Annotated in this window: 23 protein-coding genes; 11 read left to right on the top strand and 12 right to left on the bottom strand. The window is 66.7% G+C overall.

The window, feature by feature from the left end:
* Window positions 1-187: 187 nt before the first annotated feature.
* Window positions 188-1,561 (bottom strand): D-serine/D-alanine/glycine transporter, encoded by a 1,374-nt coding sequence (cycA, locus tag AC5P9W_RS11545; protein ID WP_021204435.1) that lies wholly within the window; start codon window positions 1,559-1,561, stop codon window positions 188-190.
* A 229-nt stretch (window positions 1,562-1,790) separates the two neighbouring features.
* On the opposite strand from cycA, the gene AC5P9W_RS11540 reads away from it, so the two are divergent.
* Window positions 1,791-3,407 (top strand): EAL domain-containing protein, encoded by a 1,617-nt coding sequence (locus AC5P9W_RS11540; RefSeq protein ID WP_019660889.1) that lies wholly within the window; start codon window positions 1,791-1,793, stop codon window positions 3,405-3,407.
* 173 nt (window positions 3,408-3,580) lie between these two features.
* Here the strand turns inward: AC5P9W_RS11540 and AC5P9W_RS11535 are convergent, their stop codons facing one another.
* Window positions 3,581-4,765, bottom strand: coding sequence for an MFS transporter (locus AC5P9W_RS11535; protein ID WP_457654792.1), 1,185 nt, complete (start codon window positions 4,763-4,765; stop codon window positions 3,581-3,583).
* Window positions 4,762-5,940: a serine hydrolase domain-containing protein gene (locus AC5P9W_RS11530; RefSeq protein ID WP_457654793.1), complete on the bottom strand. Its 1,179-nt coding sequence runs from the start codon at window positions 5,938-5,940 to the stop codon at window positions 4,762-4,764. The genes AC5P9W_RS11535 and AC5P9W_RS11530 overlap by 4 nt, the downstream gene beginning before the upstream one ends.
* Before the next feature lie 250 nt (window positions 5,941-6,190).
* Between AC5P9W_RS11530 and AC5P9W_RS11525 the strand changes: the two genes are divergently transcribed.
* Window positions 6,191-7,090, top strand: coding sequence for a LysR family transcriptional regulator (locus tag AC5P9W_RS11525; protein ID WP_058980865.1), 900 nt, complete (start codon window positions 6,191-6,193; stop codon window positions 7,088-7,090).
* Between the two features lie 264 nt (window positions 7,091-7,354).
* On the top strand, window positions 7,355-8,962 hold the full coding sequence (locus AC5P9W_RS11520; protein WP_495219243.1) for an ATP-binding cassette domain-containing protein: 1,608 nt from the start codon (window positions 7,355-7,357) through the stop codon (window positions 8,960-8,962).
* Between the two features lie 175 nt (window positions 8,963-9,137).
* Here AC5P9W_RS11520 and AC5P9W_RS11515 read toward each other — a convergent pair whose 3' ends face one another.
* On the bottom strand, window positions 9,138-10,463 hold the full coding sequence (locus AC5P9W_RS11515) for a GTP-binding protein (RefSeq protein ID WP_495219241.1): 1,326 nt from the start codon (window positions 10,461-10,463) through the stop codon (window positions 9,138-9,140).
* Between the two features lie 69 nt (window positions 10,464-10,532).
* Here AC5P9W_RS11515 and AC5P9W_RS11510 point away from each other — a divergent pair, with 69 nt between their 5' ends.
* A complete protein-coding gene (locus AC5P9W_RS11510) occupies window positions 10,533-10,907 on the top strand; it encodes a MerC family mercury resistance protein (RefSeq protein ID WP_197575943.1) in 375 nt (124 codons plus the stop codon).
* 95 nt (window positions 10,908-11,002) lie between these two features.
* Here AC5P9W_RS11510 and AC5P9W_RS11505 read toward each other — a convergent pair whose 3' ends face one another.
* Window positions 11,003-11,287 (bottom strand): metal-sensing transcriptional repressor, encoded by a 285-nt coding sequence (locus AC5P9W_RS11505; RefSeq protein ID WP_021204443.1) that lies wholly within the window; start codon window positions 11,285-11,287, stop codon window positions 11,003-11,005.
* Between the two features lie 48 nt (window positions 11,288-11,335).
* On the opposite strand from AC5P9W_RS11505, the gene dmeF reads away from it, so the two are divergent.
* A complete protein-coding gene (dmeF, locus tag AC5P9W_RS11500; protein WP_197575942.1) occupies window positions 11,336-12,310 on the top strand; it encodes a CDF family Co(II)/Ni(II) efflux transporter DmeF in 975 nt (324 codons plus the stop codon).
* Window positions 12,311-12,397: 87 nt separating this feature from the next.
* Here the strand turns inward: dmeF and AC5P9W_RS11495 are convergent, their stop codons facing one another.
* Entirely contained in the window at window positions 12,398-12,682 is a 285-nt protein-coding gene (locus AC5P9W_RS11495; RefSeq protein ID WP_134731144.1) for a hypothetical protein, read from the bottom strand.
* Window positions 12,683-12,772: 90 nt separating this feature from the next.
* Between AC5P9W_RS11495 and AC5P9W_RS11490 the strand changes: the two genes are divergently transcribed.
* The 3 genes from AC5P9W_RS11490 to AC5P9W_RS11480 all read left to right on the top strand — a co-directional run bounded on the left by AC5P9W_RS11490 (window position 12,773) and on the right by AC5P9W_RS11480 (window position 15,020).
* Entirely contained in the window at window positions 12,773-13,189 is a 417-nt protein-coding gene (locus AC5P9W_RS11490) for a hypothetical protein (protein WP_197575700.1), read from the top strand.
* A gap of 127 nt (window positions 13,190-13,316) precedes the next feature.
* On the top strand, window positions 13,317-13,991 hold the full coding sequence (locus AC5P9W_RS11485) for a hypothetical protein (RefSeq protein ID WP_134731146.1): 675 nt from the start codon (window positions 13,317-13,319) through the stop codon (window positions 13,989-13,991).
* 186 nt (window positions 13,992-14,177) lie between these two features.
* On the top strand, window positions 14,178-15,020 hold the full coding sequence (locus tag AC5P9W_RS11480) for an MnmC family methyltransferase (protein ID WP_197575699.1): 843 nt from the start codon (window positions 14,178-14,180) through the stop codon (window positions 15,018-15,020).
* A gap of 3 nt (window positions 15,021-15,023) precedes the next feature.
* On the opposite strand, the gene AC5P9W_RS11475 is transcribed toward AC5P9W_RS11480, so the two are convergent.
* Together AC5P9W_RS11475 and AC5P9W_RS11470 are read right to left on the bottom strand one after the other, a co-directional pair.
* Window positions 15,024-15,992, bottom strand: a complete 969-nt coding sequence (locus tag AC5P9W_RS11475) for a polysaccharide deacetylase family protein (protein WP_197575698.1) — start codon at window positions 15,990-15,992, stop codon at window positions 15,024-15,026.
* 70 nt (window positions 15,993-16,062) lie between these two features.
* Window positions 16,063-16,722 (bottom strand): hypothetical protein, encoded by a 660-nt coding sequence (locus AC5P9W_RS11470; RefSeq protein WP_181451832.1) that lies wholly within the window; start codon window positions 16,720-16,722, stop codon window positions 16,063-16,065.
* Window positions 16,723-16,855: 133 nt separating this feature from the next.
* On the opposite strand from AC5P9W_RS11470, the gene AC5P9W_RS11465 reads away from it, so the two are divergent.
* Window positions 16,856-17,536 carry a hypothetical protein gene (locus AC5P9W_RS11465; RefSeq protein ID WP_495219240.1) on the top strand — a complete coding sequence of 227 codons (681 nt, stop codon included), beginning with the start codon at window positions 16,856-16,858 and terminating at the stop codon, window positions 17,534-17,536.
* A gap of 91 nt (window positions 17,537-17,627) precedes the next feature.
* On the opposite strand, the gene AC5P9W_RS11460 is transcribed toward AC5P9W_RS11465, so the two are convergent.
* Window positions 17,628-17,801: a hypothetical protein gene (locus AC5P9W_RS11460; RefSeq protein ID WP_021204450.1), complete on the bottom strand. Its 174-nt coding sequence runs from the start codon at window positions 17,799-17,801 to the stop codon at window positions 17,628-17,630.
* Window positions 17,802-17,810: 9 nt separating this feature from the next.
* Complete coding sequence (locus AC5P9W_RS11455) at window positions 17,811-18,623, bottom strand: alpha/beta fold hydrolase (RefSeq protein WP_495219238.1); 813 nt, start codon at window positions 18,621-18,623, stop codon at window positions 17,811-17,813.
* Between the two features lie 226 nt (window positions 18,624-18,849).
* Here AC5P9W_RS11455 and AC5P9W_RS11450 point away from each other — a divergent pair, with 226 nt between their 5' ends.
* Window positions 18,850-19,329, top strand: a complete 480-nt coding sequence (locus AC5P9W_RS11450) for a nuclear transport factor 2 family protein (RefSeq protein WP_197575696.1) — start codon at window positions 18,850-18,852, stop codon at window positions 19,327-19,329.
* A gap of 75 nt (window positions 19,330-19,404) precedes the next feature.
* Complete coding sequence (locus tag AC5P9W_RS11445; protein ID WP_019660874.1) at window positions 19,405-19,821, top strand: XVIPCD domain-containing protein; 417 nt, start codon at window positions 19,405-19,407, stop codon at window positions 19,819-19,821.
* A gap of 63 nt (window positions 19,822-19,884) precedes the next feature.
* On the opposite strand, the gene AC5P9W_RS11440 is transcribed toward AC5P9W_RS11445, so the two are convergent.
* Both AC5P9W_RS11440 and AC5P9W_RS11435 read right to left on the bottom strand, forming a co-directional pair.
* The gene (locus AC5P9W_RS11440; RefSeq protein WP_031270804.1) at window positions 19,885-20,949 is read right to left on the bottom strand and encodes an XVIPCD domain-containing protein; all 1,065 of its coding nucleotides are present in this window, start codon (window positions 20,947-20,949) and stop codon (window positions 19,885-19,887) included.
* A gap of 40 nt (window positions 20,950-20,989) precedes the next feature.
* Window positions 20,990-21,565 (bottom strand): hypothetical protein, encoded by a 576-nt coding sequence (locus AC5P9W_RS11435; RefSeq protein WP_019660872.1) that lies wholly within the window; start codon window positions 21,563-21,565, stop codon window positions 20,990-20,992.
* Window positions 21,566-21,580 lie beyond the last annotated feature (15 nt).

Below are 21,580 nucleotides of genomic sequence, written 5' to 3'. Positions count from 1 at the left end.
TGGGGGTCGGCAGGGCTGCACCCTGCACTTGCGCCGGCGCCCGCAGCGGTAGAGTCGACTGTCAGTCGACTATCGCGCGCAGCGCGGGGTTTTCCGAAAGCCCATGGAAGAGCAGTCGACTAACAGTCGACTCTACCGATTTCCGACGTTCTCGATTTCCGGCGTTGCCGAAACCCCGCATTCCCGGTCATTTCACCGTTCTGAGACGCACCCGGTACCCCACGCCCAGCAGCACGAACCACACCGGGCTGGCGATCAGCGCCTGGCGGGTGTCAGCCTGCAGGCTCAGCAGCACCAGCACCGCGGCGAAGAACACCAGGCAGGCCCAGCACATGGCGACGCCGCCGGGCATCTTGAAGATCGACGCAGCGTGGCGTTCCGGGTAGCGGCGGCGATAGGCCATGTAGGCCACCAGGATCAGCGACCACACGAAGATGAACAGCACCGTCGCCAGCGTCGTCACCAGGGTGAAAGCAGTCACCAGGTTCGGAATCAGGTAGATCAGCAGCGTGCCACCCAGCAGGCACAGGCACGAGAACAGCAGGCCACGGGCAGGCACGGCAGCGCGCGACAACTTCGACAGCCCCCGCGGTGCGTGGCCTTCCTCGGCAAGGCCGTACAGCATGCGACTGGTGGAGAAGATGCCGCTGTTGGCCGAGGACGTGGCCGAAGTCAGCACCACGAAGTTGATCAGGCTGGCGGCGGCAGGAATGCCGGCCAGCACGAACAGCTGCACGAACGGGCTCTTGTCCGGCACCACCTGGCGCCACGGGGTGACGGCCATGATCGCAATCAGCGCCAGCACGTAGAAGATGATGATGCGTACCGGAATCGAGTTGATCGCCTTGGGCAGGTTGCGCTCGGGGTCGGCGGTCTCGGCGGCGGTGGTGCCGACCAGCTCGATGCCGACGAAGGCGAACACCGCAATCTGGAAACCGGCGAAGAAGCCGACCAGGCCCATCGGGAACAGGCCGCCGTCATTCCACAGGTTCGACAGCGACGCGGTGTGGCCACTGGGCGAGGTGAAGCCCCAGGCCACCAGCCCGGCGCCGGTGATGATCAGCGCACAGATCGCCACGATCTTGATCAGCGCAAACCAGAACTCCATCTCGCCGAACAGCTTCACGGTCACCAGGTTCAGTGCCAGCAACAGCAGCACGCAGGCCAGCGCCGGTATCCACGCATCCAGCCCGGGGAACCAGAACTGCGCATAGGCGGCAATGGCGATCACATCGGCGATGGCGGTCACGATCCAGCAGAACCAGTATGTCCATCCACAGAAGAACCCGGCCCATGGGCCGAGCAGATCCGTGGAGAAATCGATGAAGGACTTGTACTGCAGATTCGACAGCAGCAGCTCGCCCATCGCGCGCATCACGAAGAACAGCATCGCGCCGATGATCAGGTAGACGAAGACGATGGAGGGTCCGGCCAGGCTGATGGTCTTGCCCGAGCCCATGAACAGGCCGGTGCCGATGGCACCGCCGATGGCGATCAGTTGCAGGTGGCGGTTGGAAAGGCTGCGGCGCAGGTGCTCGGGGGGCGTTGCGGGCTCGGTCATGGGCGCGGGCAAGAGGTCGGCGAAGCGTTCGACGGTAGTCCTCCAGCGCCCCGAGCGCCAGCATCGGACGGGTCAATCACGTCAAACTTGGCCGCTTTCATCACAATGTGACCGAATACCGGATTGATCCCATTCCGCCCGGCCCTGCGCCATGCTCAGATAGCCGTTCCTGCCCAAGGATCGGCCCGCCCATGTGCCCTGCCCTGCCCACCCCGCTGGAGCCCCGGCCATGAGCCGGCTGCGCGTGATCATCGGTGGCACCGCGCTGGCGATTCTGGCCGCGGCCGTGCCGATCGCGGTGATGGCCTATGCCACCTGGGACCGTGCGGTCAGCGTCGAGCAGCAGCGCCTGCGCGATATCGCCGGTCGTACCCTGCGCCGCGCCGACCAGTCCTACCGGGAAGCACTGGCGGCGCTGCAGTCGGCCGAGGCCGGCGCCCAGGACGCCTGCGGGCCGGACCATATCCGGCGCATGCAGACGCTGGTGATGACCTCGCCGTCGGTTGACCAGATGGGCTACTTCGAGGGTGGCAAGCTGCGCTGCACGTCGTGGGGGCCGTTTCTGTCCGACGTGAACCAGCCCAGGGCCGACCACGTCACCAGTGATGGCGCCGGCATTGCCGTGGATGTGCGCCCCGAGGCAAGCGGACGGCGCCAGGTGCTGTCGATCCTGTATGGCAACTACGACGTCCTGGTCGATCCGCGCCGGTTTGTCGATGTCATCGCCGACCCGAACGTGCGCCTTGCCCTGGCCAGCCCGGATGGCCGCCTTCTGGCCAGGCAGAGCGGCATGGATCCCGCGTTGCTGGAGACCCTGCTGCGTGCGCCCGAGGAAGGCCTGGACCACAACACCCTGTACGCCACCGCCCGCAATGAAGAGTGGCTGGCGATCGCAACCACGCCGCGTACCGCGCTGGCTGCAACCTTCCGCCAGCAGGCGTGGCTGTTCGTGCCGATCGGTGTTCTGCTGGCCGCTGCCGGTGCCGGCCTGGTGGTGTGGCTGTCGCGTCGCCGCCTGTCCCTGCGCGGCGAACTGGCCACGGCGATCCGCCGCCGCGAGCTGTACCTGCACTACCAGCCGATCATCGAGCTGGATACCGGCATCTGCGTCGGCGCCGAGGCCCTGGTGCGCTGGCAGCGCCCGGATGGCACGCAGGTACGGCCGGACCTGTTCATTCCGCTGGCCGAAGAGGCCGGCATGATCGGCGCGATCACCGATCTGGTGATCGAGAACGTCGTGCGCGACATGCGCGATCTGTTGGTCGCCGACCGCAGCGCACACATCGCGATCAACCTGGCCGCCGAAGACATCAGCAGCGGCCGTGCGCTGAAGATGATCTCCAAGCACATGACCGGCAGCGGCATCCTGCCGCAGCAGATCTGGATGGAAGCCACCGAGCGCGGCTTCCTCGATCTGGACCGCGCCCGCACGATGCTGGCGCAGGCACGTCGCGCCGGCCACAGCGTGGCCATCGATGATTTCGGAGTCGGCTTCTCCAGCCTGCAGTACCTGGAGCAGCTGCCGCTGGACGCGCTGAAGATCGACAAGTCGTTCATCGATGCGATCGACACCGAGAGCGCGACGAGCCCGGTGACGCCGCACATCATCGACATGGCCAAGGAGCTGGGCCTGTGGGTGGTGGCCGAGGGCGTGGAGACCGAGGCGCAGTTGGCATATCTGCATGCGCGCAAGGTCGAGTTCGCGCAGGGCTGGCTGTTCTCGCGGCCGCTGCCACGGGACGAGTTCGTGGTGTTCCACCACAAGCGGCAGCAACGCTATGGCGCAGCGCGGGAGCACATGCAGAATCCGCGCAGCGTGCCGATCGAGCGTGAGGGCGTGGAGTAAGGCGGCGAACGGCGGAGCCCCTCGTGGTCGCGCCCGGTGAATCCATCAGTTGGGGCCGGGTGGATGGGTCGCGCAGGAGGCGCTGCGCTCGGTAGATCCACGCCATGCGTGGATGGCGGGGACCACGGTAGTGCCGGCCGCTGGCCGGCACCGCGCCATCACTGACTCGCCGCCTACGCCCAGGCCTTCGGCCGTGCCAGCAACCACGCCACGCTCACCGACAGCAGCAGCAACGGCAGCCATCCCAACTGGTTCGGGCCGCCCGCCTGCAGCAGCACACCCCCTGCAACGCCACCGGCAGCAATGGCCAGGTTCCAGCCGGTCACCAGCATCGACTGCGCCAGATCTGCGGCGGCACCGGCACGCCGCGCCAATGCGGTCTGGAACAACGTAGGTACCGCGCCAAAGGCAACGCCCCACAGGATCGTCGCCAGCAGCAGCGCGATCGCGTCGCCCGGCCACAGCAGCAGCGCGAGCACCGGCACGATGAAGCCGATCACGGCCGCCCACACCAGCGTGCGCAGGTGGCGATCCACACCCCAGCCAGCGATACCGATACCGGCAATGGCCGCCAGCCCGAAGGCCAGCAGCAGGCGGTCCAGCCACGGGCCGGCCCCCGCCTCCACCGCCAGCGGTTCGATGTAGGTGTAGAGCACGTTGTGCGCCAGCACGTACAGCACCATTACCGCCAGCGCGCTGCGCACGCCGGGCATGCGCCACACCGTCGCCAGCGAGGTGCGCCGGCCGGCTGCCGCCGCCGGCAGCGCGGGCAGAGCCCAGCGTGCGTAGGCAAGCAGCACCACGGCCAGCACGCTCATCAGGGCGAATGCCCAGCGCCAGCCGAGCTGCTGCCCCAGCAACGTGCCCGCCGGTACGCCCAGCGACAGCGCCAACGGCGATCCGACCATCGCCACCGCAATTGCCCGGCCCTGCAGCGAGGGCACCACCATGCGCGCCGCATAGCCGGCCACCAGCGACCACAACAGGCCACCACTCACCCCGGCCAGGAAACGTGCGGCCAGGATCAGTGGATAGCTGCTGCTCACTGCGGTCAGCGTATTGACCACCACGAAGCCGGCAATGGCGGCCAGCAACAAGGCGCGTCGCGGCAGGCGCTGGGTCAACGCAGTCATCGGCAATGCGGCCATCACCGAGCCCAGTGCGTACACGCTGACGAGCTGGCCCACCGCCGCATCGCTCACGCCCAGGCCTTCGCCCATCGGCCGCAGGACGCCCGCCGGCAGGGTCTCGGTCAGCAGGGTGATGAAACCGCCGCCGGCCAGCGCCAGCAGCCCCGCCCACGGCAGGCGCGTGGCTTCACCGGCCGGGCCAGCCGCATCGATGGCATGGCCGCTCACCGGGCGGCCTCCAGATCGGCGTAGACCGCATCACGCAGCTCATCGACGAAGGCGCCATCCATGCCTTCGTACAAGGTGTTGGTCAGCGCCACCACGCTGAGCCCGCGCGCAGGATCGACAAACCAGCTGTGCCCGTAGGCGCCGCCCCAACGCCATGTGCCTGCGCTCTGCGGCGTACCGCTGGCGGCCGCATCGCGCAGCACCGCAAAGCCAAGGCCGAAGCCCCAGCCGGCCGGTTCCGGCGGCCCCTGTTCGCCCACCTGCGGGCTGGCCATCTCCGCTGCCAGTGCCGGCGGCAACAGGCCTGAACGCTGCACATCACGCAAGGCCTCCAGCACCGCCATCACTTCATCGGCGCTACCGACCAGGCCTGCCCCGGCCGAAGGGAAACGGCTGGCATCGGTGGCGCGCGCGAGGCTGTACTCGATACCGACAGTACCCTCGAACGGAGCGACCACCTCGCCTTCGCGCAGGCGGTGCGGCTGCGGTGTGTCGCTCACATAGGGCGTGGCCAGCCGTGCCGCGTTGCGCGCAGCGAAGGCGGTGTCACGCAGGCCCAGGGGTGCGGCCAGCAAGCGCTCGAACAGTGCCTGCAGGGATTCACCGGTCGCTGCTTCAGCCACGGCACCGGCAACGTCCACGCCCAGCGAGTACAGCCACTGGCTGCCCGGCGCGAACAGCAGCGGTGCCTGCGCGATGCGGCGTACGTTCTCGGCCAGCGAGAGCGGGTTCGCGTCCAGGCCATCGCTGATCCCGGCGCGCGCATAGGGGCCGTCCACATCGGCTTCGAGGAAGCGGTAGCCCAGCCCGCTGCTGTGGCTGAGCAGCTGGCGCAGGCTGATCGGCGGCGCAGTGCCATCGGCCAACGCCGGGCGGAAATCCGGCAGCCAGCGCTGTACCGATGTGTCCAGGTCGAGCACACCCTCGGCCACCAGGCGCAGGATCACCGTGCTCAGCAGCGGCTTGCTCACCGACGCCAGCCGGAACAGCTGGTCGCGCTGCATCGGCGTGACCGATTCACGATCGGCCAGCCCGGTCGCGCTGGCATGGCGCAGTACGCCGTGCTCGCGCACCAGCACCACCGCGCCGACCAGGCGCTGCGGGTGGACCTGCTGCAGCAGCCGCTGCACCGAAGGCAGTGTCGGCGCAGGTTCGAAGGAAGGAGCGGCATTCATCGCGGTGATCCGTGGGGGAGAGGCCGCCACGTTAGGCAGCGGGCGTCCGCGCAAAAAGCCGGTTGCCGCTCCGGGCATCATGGACCGTGTAGTCCGCAGTCGGCATGATGGCCGGAACCGCAAGGCCGCAACGGTCTCACCGCAAGGCCGCAACGGTCTCCACGCCACCCCGCACCACAGTGTTGCGATGGCGGAGCCGCCCGCTACAGCCGCGCCGGCCTACCCTGCCGCTTTCATTGCCCGCACGCCCATGTCAGTCCTGGACAACCTCGCCAACCTGCAGACCTTCGTGCACGCGGCCGACACCCGCAGCTTCGTCGAGACCGGACGCCTGCAGGGTATTTCCGCCTCGGCAGCGGGCAAGTGCGTGGCACGGCTGGAGCACGCGCTGGGCGTACGGCTGTTCCATCGCAGCACGCGCAGCATCACCCTCACCGCCGAGGGCCAGCTGTTCCTGGCGCGCTGCCGGCGCATCCTGGACGAACGCGATGCCGCGCGCACCGAGCTGGCACAACCGCACGCCTCGCCCCGTGGCACCCTGCGCATCAGCCTGCCCCTGGTTGGCGACCTCACCCTGCCGTTGATGGCCGAGTTCATGGCGGCGTACCCGGATATCCGCCTGGACCTGGACTTCAGTGACCGCCTGGTTGATGTCATCGAGGAGGGCTTCGATGCGGTGCTGCGCGTCGGCGAACCCAGCGACTCGCGCATGAACGCACGGCGCCTGGGTGTGTTCCCGCGCCGCGTCGTTGCCTCGCCGGGCTACCTGCAGCGCTGCGGCGTTCCGCGCACGCCGGCAGGCTTGATGCAGCACACGCTGCTGCACTATCGCTTCCCCACCACCGGCAAGCTGGAACCGTGGCCGATCCACTGGCCCGACGATGAAACGCCGCAGGAGCTTCCGGTGCACATGGTGGCCAACACCATCGAAGCGCGGGTGGCGCTCGCACTGCGCGATATCGGCCTGGCCTTCGTGCCGGTGCACTCGGTGCGCGATGCCCTGGCCGACGGCCGCCTGGTCACGGTGCTGGACGAACACGTGCATTCCTGCGGCACCTTCCATCTGCTGTGGCCGTCGGGCCGACACGTACTGCCGAAGCTGCGGGTGTTCATCGACTTCGTCGGCGACCGCCTGGGTACCGTGCCGTAGATCCACGCCATGCGTGGATGCGTCTCGCGGCGAAAGGAAGCCGAGCATCGGCTCGGCTCTACAGAACCGCCCGACCATCGGTAGCGCCGGGCCATGCCCGGCGGCCGCACACCTGACCATTCAGCCACTGCCGCTATACTGACCGCTCATTCCTCCCAGAGGCTCGCGACCAATGCGCCATTGATGCCGCCGTCTTCCCACCAGACGGCCTGACTCTTCCCGCCCCCTGCGCGCAGGGGAGAACCCGGCATCCATGGAGGTCGCATGACCCCGCATTCCCTCACGCTCGATCGCGTGTCGTATCGATTGGCCGACGGCCGCCTGCTGTTTTCCGATCTGACGTTTTCCTTCGAACCGGTTGCTACCGGCCTGGTCGGTGCCAATGGCGCCGGCAAGAGTGTGCTGGCACGCCTGCTGGCTGGCCGGCTGCTGCCCGACAGCGGCCAGGTACGCGGCAGTGGCCGGGTGTTCCTGTTGCCGACGCCCGGTTATCCACCCGCCGGCACGGTTGGTGAGCTGGCCGGCGTCGGCGCGGAACTGGCCGCGTTGCAACGCATCGAGGCCGGCAGCGTGGATGAGGCCGACTTCGCCTGCATCGGCGACCGCTGGGATCTGCGCGAATGCCTGCAGCAGCAATGGCAGATGCTCGGGCTGCCCGATGACCTCGACCCCGCCCAGCCTGCCGCGCGTCTCAGCGGTGGCCAGGCGATGCAGGTGGCGCTGTCCGGTGCCTGGGCCAGCGGTGCCGATTGGCTGATCCTGGACGAACCCAGCAACCACCTGGATGCACGCCATCGCCAACAGCTGTACGAGCAGTTGCAGCAGTGGCGCGGTGGCCTGCTGGCGGTCAGTCATGATCGCGAGCTGCTTGGGCACATGCAGCAGATCGTCGAGGTCGATGGGCGCGGGCTGCATCGTTACGGCGGACCGTGGCAGCACTACGCCGATGCGCGCGCCGCCGAGCGCGAAGCTGCCGCCGCCCAGCTCGACCATGCGCGCGCCCAGCACCGGCAGCAGCAACGCAGCGCGCGCGAACAGCACGAACGGCAACAACAACGCCAGGCGCGTGGCAATCGCGATGCGAAGCAGGCCAACCAGGCCCCCATCCTGCTCGGCCGGCAGAAGCAGCGCGCCGAGGCCAGCCACGGCCGCGCGCAGCTGGTACAGGCCGAACGCCTGCAGGCCAGCGCAGAGCAGCTGTGCGCAGCGGCATCGGCGGTGCATGTGGCGCCGGAGCTGGCGCTGTTTGCCGTCGCAGGCGAACGTGGCAGCACGCGTCTGCTGCAGGCCGAATCCCTGGTGCTGCCGCATGGCTGCAGTGCGCCGTTGCAGCTGGAGATCCGCCGCGGGCAACGCATCGCCGTGATCGGCGACAACGGTGCTGGAAAATCCACTCTGCTGCGCGTGCTGGCCGGCCAGTTGCCTGCGCGCAGCGGCATCGTGCAACGGCATGCGCCCCTGGCCCTGCTCGACCAGCAGCTGCTGGGGCTGTCCGGCGAGCGCAGCATCCTCGACACCGTGCAGGCCGCCAACCCGCGCGCGGCCCCCGGCGAACTGCGCACGCGGCTGGCCCTGCTCGGGCTGGATGCACAGCGCATCCAGCGGGCGGCCCACAGCCTCAGCGATGGCGAACGGGTGAAAGGCGCGCTGGCCAGCGTGCTGTATGCCGATCCCGCACCGCAGCTGTTGCTGCTGGACGAGCCGGGCAATGCGCTGGATCTGAGCGCATTGCAGGCGTTGGAAGAATTGCTTGCGGCGTGGCCGGGCGCACTGGTGATGGTCAGCCACGACCGGTACCTGCTGCAGGCATTGCGACCGACGCGGGTACTGCGAGTCACCTCCGACGCCTGGCAATGGCGCGATGCGTTGTAGATCCACGCCATGCGTGGGTTCGATTCTGTAGAGCCGAGCCCACGCTCGGCTGACGCATCACGCATGGCGTGGAACCACTGCAATTGCAGCCGAGCGTGGGCTCGGCTCTACAAGGCGGGCAAAGACCGGTTGAACCACCATCCACGCATGGCGTGAATCTACTGGAGCCGTTCGCTCACCGCTTCCACACCGGGAACGCCTGCGGCAACTGCTGCCACAGCAACGGCCCCGCACGCAGTTCCTGATCGTTGAGCAGGCACGCGTCCAACTCCGATCGCACCGCGCGCTCATCCATGTGCACGCCGATCACCACCAGCTCCTGGCGGCGATCCCCCCACAACGGATGCCACAGGCGCTGCATCGCCGAATGCGCGGCCGCATCCGGGAAGTCCTCCGGCGCCGGCAACGGTGCGCTCCAGCAATCGGCCTGCTGCCGCGCCCAGCCGAGGTCGCTGTACGGCAGCGGCGTGGGCGGCAGCAATGGCGCGGTGTCCTCCAGCCCAGCGCGCACGCGATCACGCGCGGCGTACCAGAACCCCGCCGCCTGCGTGCGCGTCGCTGCGCCCACGGTGTTCAGTTCGCCCACCCAGTCCATGCGGTTGGCCAGCCAGAACCAGCCCTTGCTGCGGATCACGCCAGGCATGCCCGACTGCAGCGCGCGGGCGAAGCGGGCGGGATGGAACGGTCGCCGCGAGCGGTAGACGAAGCTGCCGATGCCGTACTCTTCGGTCTCCGGCGTATGCTCGCCACGCAGTTCCTTCACCCAGCCCGGCGCACGTTGCGCACGCTCGTAGTCGAAGCGGCCGGTGTCCAGCAGCTCGGCCAGTGGCACGTCACCGAAGCGGGACAGCAGCAGCTTCGCGTCGCGGTTCAGGCCGCGCAGCACGGCCAGCGTGTCCTGCAGCAAGTCATCTTCCGTCTGATCGACCTTGCTGACCACGATCACATCGGCGAACTCGACCTGCTCACACAGCAGGTCGACCACGCCGCGATCATCATCCGGCCCGGCCTGCTGGCCACGCTCGGCCAGGCGCAGCGTCGAGCCGAAGTCGGCGAGGAACGCGCTGCCATCCACCACCGTCACCATCGTGTCCAGTCGCGCGATGTCGCTCAGGCTGAAGCCATGCTCGTCGCGTACGGCGAAGGTGGCTGCCACCGGCATCGGCTCGCCGATGCCGGTCGACTCGATCAGCAGGTAGTCGTAGCGGCCGGCGTCGGCCAGGCGCCGGCATTCCTGCAGCAGGTCATCGCGCAGCGTGCAGCAGATGCAGCCATTGCTGAATTCCACCAGCGTCTCCTCGGTGCGGCGCAGTTCGGCCCCACCCTCGCGCACCAGCTGCGCGTCGATGTTGACCTCGCTCATGTCGTTGACGATGACCGCCACACGCAGGCCCGCGCGGTTGCGCAGGATCTGGTTGAGCAGGGTGGTCTTGCCGGCCCCCAGGAAGCCGGACAGCACGGTGACCGGAAGGCGACGGTCGGCGCGGGAAACAGTGTTCATGTCGGGGCGGGTTGGCTGCGGAACGGAAATGTTACTGTATAACATCTGTCGCGCAAGGAGCCTCCCCCGATGAAGTCGCCGTCTGCCGCCCTGCTCGATGCCGGCGCTGTCGCCCTGTCCAGCCTGTGCCTGCTGCACTGCCTGGCGCTGCCGCTGCTGGCCGCCGCGTTACCGCTGTTCGGCGCGTGGGCCGAGGCGGAATGGGTGCACTTGCTGTTCGTGGCCATCGCCCTGCCGCTGATCGGCTACGCGCTGTGGCGGGCCGAGCGTCGCCGTCGCCTCCCCGTGCTGGCCTGGGCCACCGCCGGCGCCGGGCTCGGCCTGCTGCTGGCCGGCGCGCTTGCGCTGCCCTCGCACGACTGGGAAACACCGATGACGGTCACCGGCAGCCTGCTGCTGGCCGCCACGCACATCTGGAACGCGCGGCACCGCCACGGGGGGTAGAGTCGACTGTTAGTCGACTATCGCGCGAAGCGCGGGGTTTTTCGTTGGTTGTACGAAGAGCAGTCGACTGACAGTCGACTCTACCGCCCCTCGGCCTATTTGCCGTAGCGGCGCAGCAGCTCGACCAGCACCTCGGCCTCGGCCGCCCGCTGCTGCGGGTCTTCGGCGCCCACCACGTGTTCCTGCAGGTGCTCGTGCAGCAGCTCCATCAGCAGGCTGTGGGCGGCACCGCGCACGGCGGCGACCTGCACCAGCACGTCCGCACAGTCGCCGGCCTCACCCTCCGGCCTGTCCAGCGCCTGCTCCAACGCTGCCACCTGGCCGCCGATGCGGCGCACCCGGGTCAGCAACTGCTTTCGATGCTTGTGTACATGGGCCATGCCGGCATCATATACCCTATGAGGGTATCCACTCCACCTCTGGTCCCCATGCACCTGGACGCCCTCGCTGCCGCCCGCCGCCACGAACACCGCTTCGACGACGGCAACCCGCTGGCCGAACGCAATACCCGCCGCGCCCTGTGGCTCACCGTCAGCATGATGGTCGTGGAGATCGTCGGCGGCTGGTGGTTCAACTCCATGGCCGTGCTCGCCGACGGCTGGCACATGAGTTCGCATGCGCTGGCGCTCGGGCTCTCGGTGTTTGCGTACCGCTGCGCACGCCGCTACGCGCACGACCCGCGCTTCGCCTTCGGCACCTGGAAGATCGAGATTCTGGCCGGCTATACCAGCGCCATCGCCCTGCTCGGCGTGGCTGCGTTGATGGCCGTGCAGTCGCTGGAGCGGCTGTGGGTACCGGCACCGATCCACTACAACGAAGCCATCGCCATCGCTGCGGTAGGCCTGGGCGTGAACCTGCTCTGTGCATGGTGGCTGCGCGACAGCCCGGGCCACGCGCATCACCACCACGGGCATGACCATGGCCATCATCACGGGCATGACCACGAACACCACGATCACGGCCATGCGCACGGTCACGACCTCAATCTGCGCTCGGCCTATGTGCACGTGCTGGCCGACGCCGCCACCTCGGTGCTGGCCATCATCGCCCTGCTCGGCGGCAAGCTGCTGGGCCTGACCTGGCTGGACCCGGTGATGGGCCTGGTCGGCGCCATCCTGGTGACGGTGTGGGCGGTGGGCCTGCTGCGCGACAGCGGCCGCATCCTGCTCGACGCGCAGATGGACGCTCCGGTGGTGGCCGAAGTACGCGAAGTGATCGAACAGGGCCCGTGGCCGGCGCGCCTGGCCGACCTGCACGTCTGGCAGGTGGGTCGCGGCAAGTACGCGGTCAGCGCCGCCGTGGTCACCAGCGACGCCACGCTGGATGCCGATACCCTGCGCAACGCGCTGGCGATCCATGAAGAGCTGGTGCACGTAACGGTGGAGATCCACCGCAGCGCATGATCCACGCGGGTAGTGCCGGCCGCTGGCCGGCAACCTCATGGGCTCCGGAAACAATCCGGTGTTGCCGGCCAGCGGCCGGCACTACCGCTAGAGCTTCAGCATCATCCGCAGCAGGTACATCAGCAGCGGCAGCGCGCTCAGCACCGCACCGCTGATGCCGATCCATGGCCAACGCTCACCGCGCACGCGCGAGGCTACGGCCAGGCCGCCGCCCACCAGCGCCGCACCCAGCACGCCCACGCCCAGCCCTGCGGCCATGCCATTGCCACCCGCAGCGACCGCCGCCTGTGCCGCTACGGTGCCTGCCCCCCAACCCACTGCAATGCCCACCCAACTGGCCATGCCGCACCACGGTGCCTTGCCCTGCGCCATCCGAAAACCCCTGTGTCCTTGCCGAATTTCTGTACGGGCCACGCCCGCGTGCTGCCTACACTAGCCGCACCTGCACTGTAGGGACATCCCATGCGAGCGCTCCGCCTGCTGCTGCCCGGTGCCCTCCTGCTGCTCACTGCCTGCGGCGACGATGCGCGGCGTCCCTTCTCCGCCGACCCATTGCAGGGCTGCTTCGCCACCGGCGCGCGCAAGCCGGCCGACTTCCGCATCGACAGGGAAGGCGGCCAGTACTTCGTCTCCTTCAGCCGCGGCGAGCAGTGGCAGCGCGAACCCAATGCCCTGCACAAGGCCACTTCCAGCGAGATCAGCCGCTACTTCCGCGACGACGCCGACCAGATCGACAGTGCGCTGATCCGCATGGCCGGTGGCTTCGGCATCTTCCACTTCAACAAGGGCGCGACGTTGAAGGGCAAGGCCAGTGATAGTGACTACATGGCGCTGATGCTGATCGGTGCTGGGCCGGTGTATGCGGTGAAGTGCGATTGAGCGATGGATCAACATTCAAACTAGTAAGAAAAGTTTGAAATCTGGTCAAGTACGGTGCGGGTCACAATCTGAAAACTGAACATTGTTGAGCCTAGTGTCTCCGCAACCGAAGAACGGAGACTCGCAGATGAGTAATCGCACACTGATCCTGTGTCTGGCAATCGCCACGGCCTCGCCTGCATTCGCAGAAACACCATTGAGTGTCGACAGAACGGAGCTCAGCGCCAAAGGAGAGATCATCATTGTTCGCCGTACAACTTGGCCAGACTTCGATGGAGGGCAGATTCAAGTTGATCAGCATCTGAAGCCTGATGGATTTGGACGACTGATCTATCGATACAGCGACCAGTCGGAGGCGACTAAGCTCTACCACCAAGCTTTCTGCGCTTCCATGGATATGGAACCATCTCAAGGGGAGGGGACGATTGAAGGGCCGGCAGCAGGCTGGGCATGCACTCGTGAAAACACCCCAGGGAATCCAACCTCAAAATGGAGTTCGAAGAGTATTGACTGGGTTACGGCAACTGCGCCGAATGGACGTGTTCCTGTGGGCGTGTCCTATTATTCAACAGGCCAGATGAATGCAGAGAGCTCCGTTGCCGGAGCCCGAACAGCTAAGATTGGTATTGACAACGGCAGATGCTATTTTAGCGATACACGTCATTATTCATCCCCCTTCTATCTCAGCGAGGGAATTGGCGTCGTCTGCACCATAATGGAGTCACGATTCGTGAGCACCTCGCTGGACGTGTGCATACCAAGGCAATGCGCATCCAATCGCGGAACTCAGTTCGCTCAGTAGGCAACTGATCTTAGGCGGCCTTCAGCCTTTCACTGAAGGCCGCGTCGCGGCATCCCGTCATACTGAGATTAGTTGCACATGCCCCATAGACCGTTGTTTTCAACGACCATGGTCATAAATCACTCTTTCAACCCATCATGCGCCCTGCGGTACCATGCCCTCCCCCGAAACGCCCCGGTACCCGCCGTGCCCCATTACTTCGGCCCCCTGCTGACCCGCGACAGCGCTGACACCCTGCGCCGTGCCCATGACAAGGGCGCTGCCGAATGGCAGGGCTCGCTCGACCTCGGCCGCAGCCAGGACAGCGTGGTGCTGGATGCCGACGGCTTCCACTTCCGGGGCCAGCCCTACCCGTGGCCGGGCAAGCTGAAGGACCGCACGCTGTACTACTGGGATGGCGAGGACTTCGCGCCGATCTCGCGCTACAGCGGCTCGCTGATCAAGCTGGTGCCGACCGAATGGGGCGCACCGACCTTCGAGATCGACGGCATCAAGATGCTGCCGACCTCGAAGCTGTCGCCGTTCGAGGATGCGCGCCGCAAGGTGGAGCTGGTCGCCCCGGCCGGCAAGGTCATCCTCGATACCTGCGGTGGCCTGGGCTACTTCGCCGCCTGCGCGCTGGAGGCCGGTGTCGGCCAGATCTGTTCGTTCGAGAAGAACGCCGATGTGATGTGGCTGCGCACGCTCAACCCGTGGTCGCCGGATCCAGACTCGGCTGCCGCCGGTGGCCGCCTGCAGTTCAGCCACGGTGACGTCTCGCAGCAGATCGAACAGGTGGCCAGCAACAGTGTCGATGCGATCCTGCACGACCCGCCGCGTTTTGGTATCGCCGGCGAACTGTATTCACAGGTGTTCTACGACCACCTCGCCCGCGTCATCCGCAAGGGCGGCCGCCTGTTCCATTACACCGGCGCGCCGAACAAGCTGACCAGCGGCCGCGACGTGCCGCGTGAAGTGGCCAAGCGCCTGGAAAAGGCGGGTTTCAAGGCCGAACTGGCGCTGGACGGCGTGCTGGCCGTCAAGCGCTGAGCGTCACTCCGAGTCGACCTTGGCCAGCTTCATCACCCACGCCGGCACCTCGGGTTCGCCGGCGTAGAAGTCCTTCGACTTGCTCTGCGCCATCGCCCAGCGGTGCAGCCAGCTCGAGCCATAGCGGCCGTTGTAGCCCTCGGCACCCCGCGCGTAGGCCGGGTCACGCATCGCCTCGTCCAGTGAAATGAAGCGATAGCCGCGACGCTTCGTGGCCGCGACCAGTTCGGCAAAGGTCGCCGCGTTGAGCTCATTGGCGTGCATCAGCCACACCTGCGGCAGCGCGTACCCCAGTAGCGCCTGCGACTGCTTCTCGTAATAGTCCAGCTTGTTCAGCATGTACGGCACGTAGCCCTTGCGCAGCTGCGCCAGCGTCGCCGCGCGCGCGGGCGAATCCGCCTGCTCGTTCATCACGTTGGCATAGGCGAACGCCCACACCCACTCGCCGTTGTCCACCGTCACCGGCGCCACGCGGTAGCCAAGCTGCTTGAAGAACACGTCCATTTCCGCGCGGTCTTCCGGCGTGCGCCCCGCACGCAGATAGGGGTGACGCATCCACTGCGGCTTCAGCCCGCGCTCGGCCAGCAACGGCCGCAGCACCGTCTCGCCACGCAGGAAATCCCGCTGGAACGCAGGCACGCCCTTGGCGTTCAGGTCCATGTGCGAGTAGGTGTGGTTGCCCAACATGTAGCCGGCGTCCAGCCAGTCACGCAGCATCTGCACCCGCGCCGGCTGCATCTGCCCGTCGATCTCAAGCTTGTTCTCGTTGACGAAGCCGACCACCGGCACGCCTGCCTCGCGCAGCTGGTCCATCAGCGCTTCATGCCGCGCCTGCAGGTCCGGCGGAACGATCTCATCCACCCGCGCCCAGGGCAGGTCGTCGATGGTCACCGCAATCCGGCGATCTACTTCAGCGGCGTGTACCGCCAACGAACAGAGCAGTAGCGGTACAGCGCGAAGCAACCAACGCATCAGCACTTCCTTGCAGGGGCGAAGTACGGACTTTAGCGTGATTGAGAACGCCTGGTCGGTCATGCAGCTGCTATGGGCTGGGCGACTGCACCTCCCGCTCGCGCACGATCGCCCGCCACAACATGAATCCTGCAGCCATCGCCATCAGCATCACTGCGACCAGCACCAGGGCCAGATCATCGGGATTCCGCAGCAGAGGGGCATGCTCGTGGGTGAGGATCTCGAACACCACCTCCTGCGCCTGTGCCAGCGGCAAACTGCCCTGTTCCCCCAGTTCCATCAGGCAGGTTGTCGGCGCCAGCTTGGCCACACTGGTCCATGCCATGTCGTACAGATGCAATGCCCGCACCGCCAGCACCAGCAACGCGCCATGCAGCATCATCAAGACCCGGTTGGCCCGCCGCAGCCGTCCGGACAACCGCCCCAGCCGATAGACGCTGATCGACATCGCGCCCAGCAGCGCCAGCACCACGCCCGCCATCGGAATCCACTGCAACGGTTGCCACGGTGCAAGCGCAGTGGATCGCGCCAGCAGCTGTTCGGCCACCTGTATGCGTGCGGCCGCGTCGGGCCCACCGCATGCGTCGTCCACCGGCTCCAGCAGCAGTCCCACACGGTAGTGGAAGAAGCCGGCTGCAAGGCCTACCGCCAGCAACGCCACCACCTGCAGCGCCAGCAGGATCGGGCCGGGACCACAGATGCGACAGAAGCGGGCAGCGGCAGAGACCATCGGTTCATCCATGACAACAAAGGACCATCCTAACCAAGCATCCTGTGCCTGTCGGCTGGCGTATACGACAACCACCGCGTGGTCCCGGTAGGATGTAGACGAGCATGGATGGTCGTCTGTAGAGGTGTTGTGGATGGTCACGCTGTATCTGTGGGTGCGAACCCTGCTCCCGCTGCTGGCGTTCGTGATCGCGTGGATGCTGCTCTCGCGCCTGATCCAGGCCCGCGTGGCGCGCCTTCCGCGCGTTCCCTTGAACCTGCCTGAGCACAGCAGCAGCCCGCGCAGGAAGGACCGGCGTATCTACGCGCGCAAGCTGCGGCGCAAACCGGTGCTGCGCAACGCGACTCGACCGGCCACCGCGCCGCGCAGCTGGATCCTGGCGGCGGTATTCGTTTCGCTGTGCGTATTGATCGCCGCCGTGCTGGCCGTACCAGATGGCGCGCGCTTCCAGGTCATGGTCGATAGCCTCACCGGCTACCCAGCCACGATTGCTGAAGTACATGTTCCCGCTGCCGGGCAGCCCCTCGTGCTGCAGGCGTGGCAGCCCGCACTGGCGCAGCTGTCACGGCCGGTAACAATGCGCTACCCGATCGGGCGCACCGGCGGCCAGCAGGACGCGCGTGCCACGCTACCGGTACAGGTGAGACATCAGGGTGATCGGCTGCAGGTGGCTACGGCCGTGCCGGTGGATGCCGAGCTGCTGCGTGCAGAGCTTGCGCGCTTGGCGGGGCTGCCGGCTGAGGCCGTCACGGTTCGACAGAACAAGATCGCGCCCTGGCTGGAACCCGGCTGGAAGCCGCTGGCCAAGCTGTAGAGCCGAGCCCACGCTCGGCTGCTTTTGCCGTAGATCCACGCCATGCGTGAATGGATGCAGAGCGGAGTCGAGCATTACTCAACTCTACAGATCACGATCCGCGCGGCAGCTTCGCGGCCCACATGTTGTCCACCAGATTCGGGTAACGCCGTCCATTCTCTTCCGCCCGCTGCCGCGCCGCCTCCTTCTGTGCAGGCGACAGCGGCTGCGAGGTCTGGCCCTTGGGGTTGGGCTTCTTCCACGGTGGCATCTTCGGTTCGCGCATGGCCACAGCTTACCGCTTCAGGAAGTTCAGCAGGGCAAGATTGAAGTGGTCGGCATGGCTGGTATTGCAGCCGTGCGGCGCGCCTTCAAGGATCACCACTTCGCTGCCCGCAATGGCCCGGTGCGTGCGCTGGCCAGAGCCTTCAAACGGAACGATGGCATCGCTGTCACCGTGCAGGATCAGGGTGGGCACTGTGATCTTCTTCAGATCATCGCGGAAGTCCGTGGTGGCAAACGCTTTCATGCAGCCCAGCGCTGCCGTCTGGTCGGACTGATGACACAGCGCAATCGCCGCCTGGCGCGCTTCCTCGGTGACCATCAGCTTGCCGTTGGCGCTGAAGAAATCGCGGGTGAAGCCGTCGAAGAACGCTTCGCGATCCTTCTCCAGACCACTGCGCATTTCGTCAGCCTTGTCCTGGGTCAGCGGGCCTTCCGGATTGTCATCACTGCGCAGCAGGTACGGCGGCACGGCGGCAGCAAACACCACGCTGTGCAGGCGCTCCTGCCCGTGGTTGGCCACATAGCGCGCCACCTCACCGCCGCCCATCGAGAAGCCGACCAGGGTGACGTCGCGCAGGTCACGTTCCTCGATCAACCCCGCCAGGTCCGCCGCCAGCGTGTCGTAGTCATAACCTTCGGCCGGCTTGTCGGAGCGGCCGAAGCCGCGCCGGTCGTAGCTGATCACCCGGTGTTGGGCGTCGCGCAGGATCGTCACCTGCGTCTTCCAGGCATCGGCGGAAAGCGGCCAGCCGTGGATCAGGATGACCGGGCGGCCGTGGCCCCCGGTGTCTTCAACGTGCAGGCGGATGCGGGAAGCAGGCATGGGCGCTCCTGTGGAAAGGGAGGCGTTCAGGCTAGTGGCCGTGCCCTGTGGCGGCCGTGAGGGAATCCCGGCCGCTCATGACATCGCCTGCACAGCCACGGCCCCGACGCTGGCGCCGGGCCGCCAATGCGGACGTTCACTCCGTGGAAGGGCCGTTTCGTCGGACGCCGGCTGCAGTGGCCCAAACGCCATGCGAGCCTGCGTGAACCCTCCCTGGAGCCTCACCATGCTGCTGCCCACCCTGCCCTTGCTGGCCGCCGGCCTCGTTGCCGCGCCAGCGCCCGCCGACTCCCTGCGCGAGCAGATCCACCAGGCCGACACCCAGCTGTTCGCCGCCGCCTTCGAGGCCTGCAATGCCGACAGGGCCGCCGCGATGACGACCGAGGACATGGAGTTCTTCCATGACAAGGACGGCAAGTCGGCCAGCAGCCGCGAGGACTTCCGTCGCAGCGTGGCCACCCTGTGCAGCAGCGCGCGCAAGGGTGGCTGGCAGCTGCGCCGCGAGCTGGTGGAATCTTCGCTGCAGGTCTTCCCGCTGCACGATGAGCGGGCGCTCGAAATCGGCAACCACCGCTTCCATGAACGCGGCAAGGATGGCGTGGAACGCTGGACCGGCCAGGCCCGCTTCATCCAGGTCTGGCGCCGCGTGGACGGGCGCTGGTTGGCCGAACGGGTGATCAGCTACGACCATCGGCCGGCGGACTGACCTTTCCGGCGCCCTTCACCGGCCGGATTTATACTGAAGGGGTTCACCCCGACCCACCGCTACCGTTCGATCGCCATGGCAGAACTCACCCCCAACCACCCCGACTACGGCCTCAACCAGCAGGTCCGCCAAGGCGTGGCCGCTCTGGATGCCCAGCATGGCCGTGCGTTCGACCAGACCAGCGAGCGCCTGACCGCCAGCCTGACCGTGCTGGCCCGCGAGCAGGGCCTGCAGCAGGTCGACCATGTGCTGGTCAGCAACGCCACGGCCCAGCACCCGGCCGGGCACAACGTCTTCGTGGTGCAGGGCGACCCGGCCAATCCGGCGCACCTGCGCGCGATGATGCCGACCGCGGTGGCGGCGCAGACGCCGGTGGAGCAGTCGATGCAGAAGCTGGGGTTGGCCCCGCAGCAGCCGGCCGTGGGGCTAGTGCCCGAACAGCAGGCCCGTGAGCAGGAGCAGCAGCAGAACCCGGCACACCGTCTGGGCTGAGCCGCCTCCAGCGTTACTGGCGGCCCAGCGCGAGTACGGCGGCTCGCCGTGGCGCTTGCTGCGCTAGGCCATGCGCGGACCGGACTGCTCCTGCACCTGGCGCTGCTGCAGCTCATCCTGCGTACGCACCTGTGCAGACTGCGACAGCTGCTCGGCACGCTCGAACGAAGTTTCCGCCGGTGTCTGCGCAGCCACCGCCGTAGGCATGCTGGCGCGCAGCTGTGCCGGATCGTTGCGCTCGCCCTGCACGATGAAGATGTTCTGCGCAGCGTCGGGCTGCGCGGTGCGATCGCTCAACAGCACATGGTCAACCTGGGTCAGGCCATTGGCTTTGGCCAGCGCGTACAGGCTGGCACTGATGTTCTCGCTGGTGGCATCGAAGTCGCGGCCCCGCTCTGCATCGAGCCGGGCCACGCCCTGGTGGATCTGTGAAAGCAGCGGATCGTTGCTGTGCCAGGCCAGACGATCACCGCTTCGTTCGCCCATGCCCTCGGCATCACTCAGCATGTGTTGCTTGAGACTGCGCTCCGGCAGGGGATTGGTTTTCCTCTGGTTGAGCTCGCTGTCCGGAAACGGCGGATCAATGCTGTCCACACCGTGGATGTTGCGCAGCGGTCGGAATGCGTCCTTGCCCGCCCCCTTGATGTCAAGAGGAATGCGAACATCCGGAAGAAGCTGGCCAGCGGGACCTCCCAACGCGTTCACGTCGATGCTGCTTTTCCGCTGGATGCCCGCGTGGTTCAAGGCTTCCCAGGTGAAGTCCACGCAGTTGTTGCGCACGTCCTTGTATTGAAGATCGAAGCCGTACTTATCCGGGTGCGCACCGAAGGCCTCAAGCTTTCTGTACTGTTGCTCGCTGATCTCGAGCGTGCGGCTGTAATGCGGGTTCCTGTACTCGACCGCATCGGTCTTCATGACCTCGCCCGGCCCGTTCATGCTTCCATGCTCCGTAGGCGCGAAGCCGAAACTCCGCGTGGTCTTGTCCGGCCCATGGAGCACGTAGAACATGTGTCCGGGCCCGGATGTCTGCGGAACCCCGTCCACAACTTTCTGTACACCTCTCTCGTCCACCAACGGCGTACCAGGTGCGGCAATGACGATTTCTACGGTGTAGCGCGGCTTATCCATAAGAAAAATCCTTCAGTTCCTTCCAGCAGTGGGATGACGTCTATTTTCCAGAGAGTGGGTCGGCATGAACCCGCAGCTGCGCCGGGTAATGCTGGAGCGCAGCGGTGGGCTGCACCGTGCGCACATCCAGGCGGTAGCGGGCACCCATTTCTATCGGCAGCGTGACGATGCTCAACCTGTATCGGCTGGCGTCCATCGATACCTGCTGCGCGTAACGCCAGTCTGCCGACTCATGCCATTCGGGGAGCGGCTCACCCAGATTGCGCGCCCGTGCCTGATAGACATCAGACGTTGCAACGTCCTGCCAGGCACCTGCGACCCAGCGCTGCAGGGACAGCTGAAAGGGAACATGAACATTGTCCATGTCAGGCTCACTGTCAGGCCCGGGTCCATGTCGCTGCACTTCAAGATCCAGAACATAGGGACGACCCGGATAGAAGTTGCGGGCATTCGTCTCGAACTCGAACCGCACCGCTTGGCCGGACCCGGCCACGTCGATCGGCTTGACCAGATCCAGCGGCTCCGGCGCATCCGGTACGCGGCTGCTACAGGCGCCGAGTGCGCCCGCCAGCGTGAAGATCAGGCCGGCGCGCAGCCAGCGGTGGATACCCAGCATGATTCAGATCCTTTG

Source organism: Stenotrophomonas sp. YJH_SMC_33, assembly GCF_059372295.1.
Note: the sequence above shows the minus strand (reverse complement) of the source record. Positions and strands in the feature narration are given on the sequence as shown.

Bases quoted from the DNA above. Each gene is read 5' to 3' on its own strand.
- cycA (WP_021204435.1), bottom strand. From the start codon at position 1,561: ATGACCGAGCCCGCAACGCCCCCCGAGCACCTGCGCCGCAGCCTTTCC.
- AC5P9W_RS11540 (WP_019660889.1), top strand. From the start codon at position 1,791: ATGAGCCGGCTGCGCGTGATCATCGGTGGCACCGCGCTGGCGATTCTG.
- AC5P9W_RS11530 (WP_457654793.1), bottom strand. From the start codon at position 5,940: ATGAATGCCGCTCCTTCCTTCGAACCTGCGCCGACACTGCCTTCGGTG.
- AC5P9W_RS11525 (WP_058980865.1), top strand. From the start codon at position 6,191: ATGTCAGTCCTGGACAACCTCGCCAACCTGCAGACCTTCGTGCACGCG.
- AC5P9W_RS11520 (WP_495219243.1), top strand. From the start codon at position 7,355: ATGACCCCGCATTCCCTCACGCTCGATCGCGTGTCGTATCGATTGGCC.
- AC5P9W_RS11515 (WP_495219241.1), bottom strand. From the start codon at position 10,463: ATGAACACTGTTTCCCGCGCCGACCGTCGCCTTCCGGTCACCGTGCTG.
- AC5P9W_RS11510 (WP_197575943.1), top strand. From the start codon at position 10,533: ATGAAGTCGCCGTCTGCCGCCCTGCTCGATGCCGGCGCTGTCGCCCTG.
- AC5P9W_RS11505 (WP_021204443.1), bottom strand. From the start codon at position 11,287: ATGGCCCATGTACACAAGCATCGAAAGCAGTTGCTGACCCGGGTGCGC.
- dmeF (WP_197575942.1), top strand. From the start codon at position 11,336: ATGCACCTGGACGCCCTCGCTGCCGCCCGCCGCCACGAACACCGCTTC.
- AC5P9W_RS11495 (WP_134731144.1), bottom strand. From the start codon at position 12,682: ATGGCGCAGGGCAAGGCACCGTGGTGCGGCATGGCCAGTTGGGTGGGC.
- AC5P9W_RS11490 (WP_197575700.1), top strand. From the start codon at position 12,773: ATGCGAGCGCTCCGCCTGCTGCTGCCCGGTGCCCTCCTGCTGCTCACT.
- AC5P9W_RS11485 (WP_134731146.1), top strand. From the start codon at position 13,317: ATGAGTAATCGCACACTGATCCTGTGTCTGGCAATCGCCACGGCCTCG.
- AC5P9W_RS11475 (WP_197575698.1), bottom strand. From the start codon at position 15,992: ATGCGTTGGTTGCTTCGCGCTGTACCGCTACTGCTCTGTTCGTTGGCG.
- AC5P9W_RS11470 (WP_181451832.1), bottom strand. From the start codon at position 16,722: ATGGTCTCTGCCGCTGCCCGCTTCTGTCGCATCTGTGGTCCCGGCCCG.
- AC5P9W_RS11465 (WP_495219240.1), top strand. From the start codon at position 16,856: ATGGTCACGCTGTATCTGTGGGTGCGAACCCTGCTCCCGCTGCTGGCG.
- AC5P9W_RS11460 (WP_021204450.1), bottom strand. From the start codon at position 17,801: ATGCGCGAACCGAAGATGCCACCGTGGAAGAAGCCCAACCCCAAGGGC.
- AC5P9W_RS11455 (WP_495219238.1), bottom strand. From the start codon at position 18,623: ATGCCTGCTTCCCGCATCCGCCTGCACGTTGAAGACACCGGGGGCCAC.
- AC5P9W_RS11450 (WP_197575696.1), top strand. From the start codon at position 18,850: ATGCTGCTGCCCACCCTGCCCTTGCTGGCCGCCGGCCTCGTTGCCGCG.
- AC5P9W_RS11445 (WP_019660874.1), top strand. From the start codon at position 19,405: ATGGCAGAACTCACCCCCAACCACCCCGACTACGGCCTCAACCAGCAG.
- AC5P9W_RS11440 (WP_031270804.1), bottom strand. From the start codon at position 20,949: ATGGATAAGCCGCGCTACACCGTAGAAATCGTCATTGCCGCACCTGGT.
- AC5P9W_RS11435 (WP_019660872.1), bottom strand. From the start codon at position 21,565: ATGCTGGGTATCCACCGCTGGCTGCGCGCCGGCCTGATCTTCACGCTG.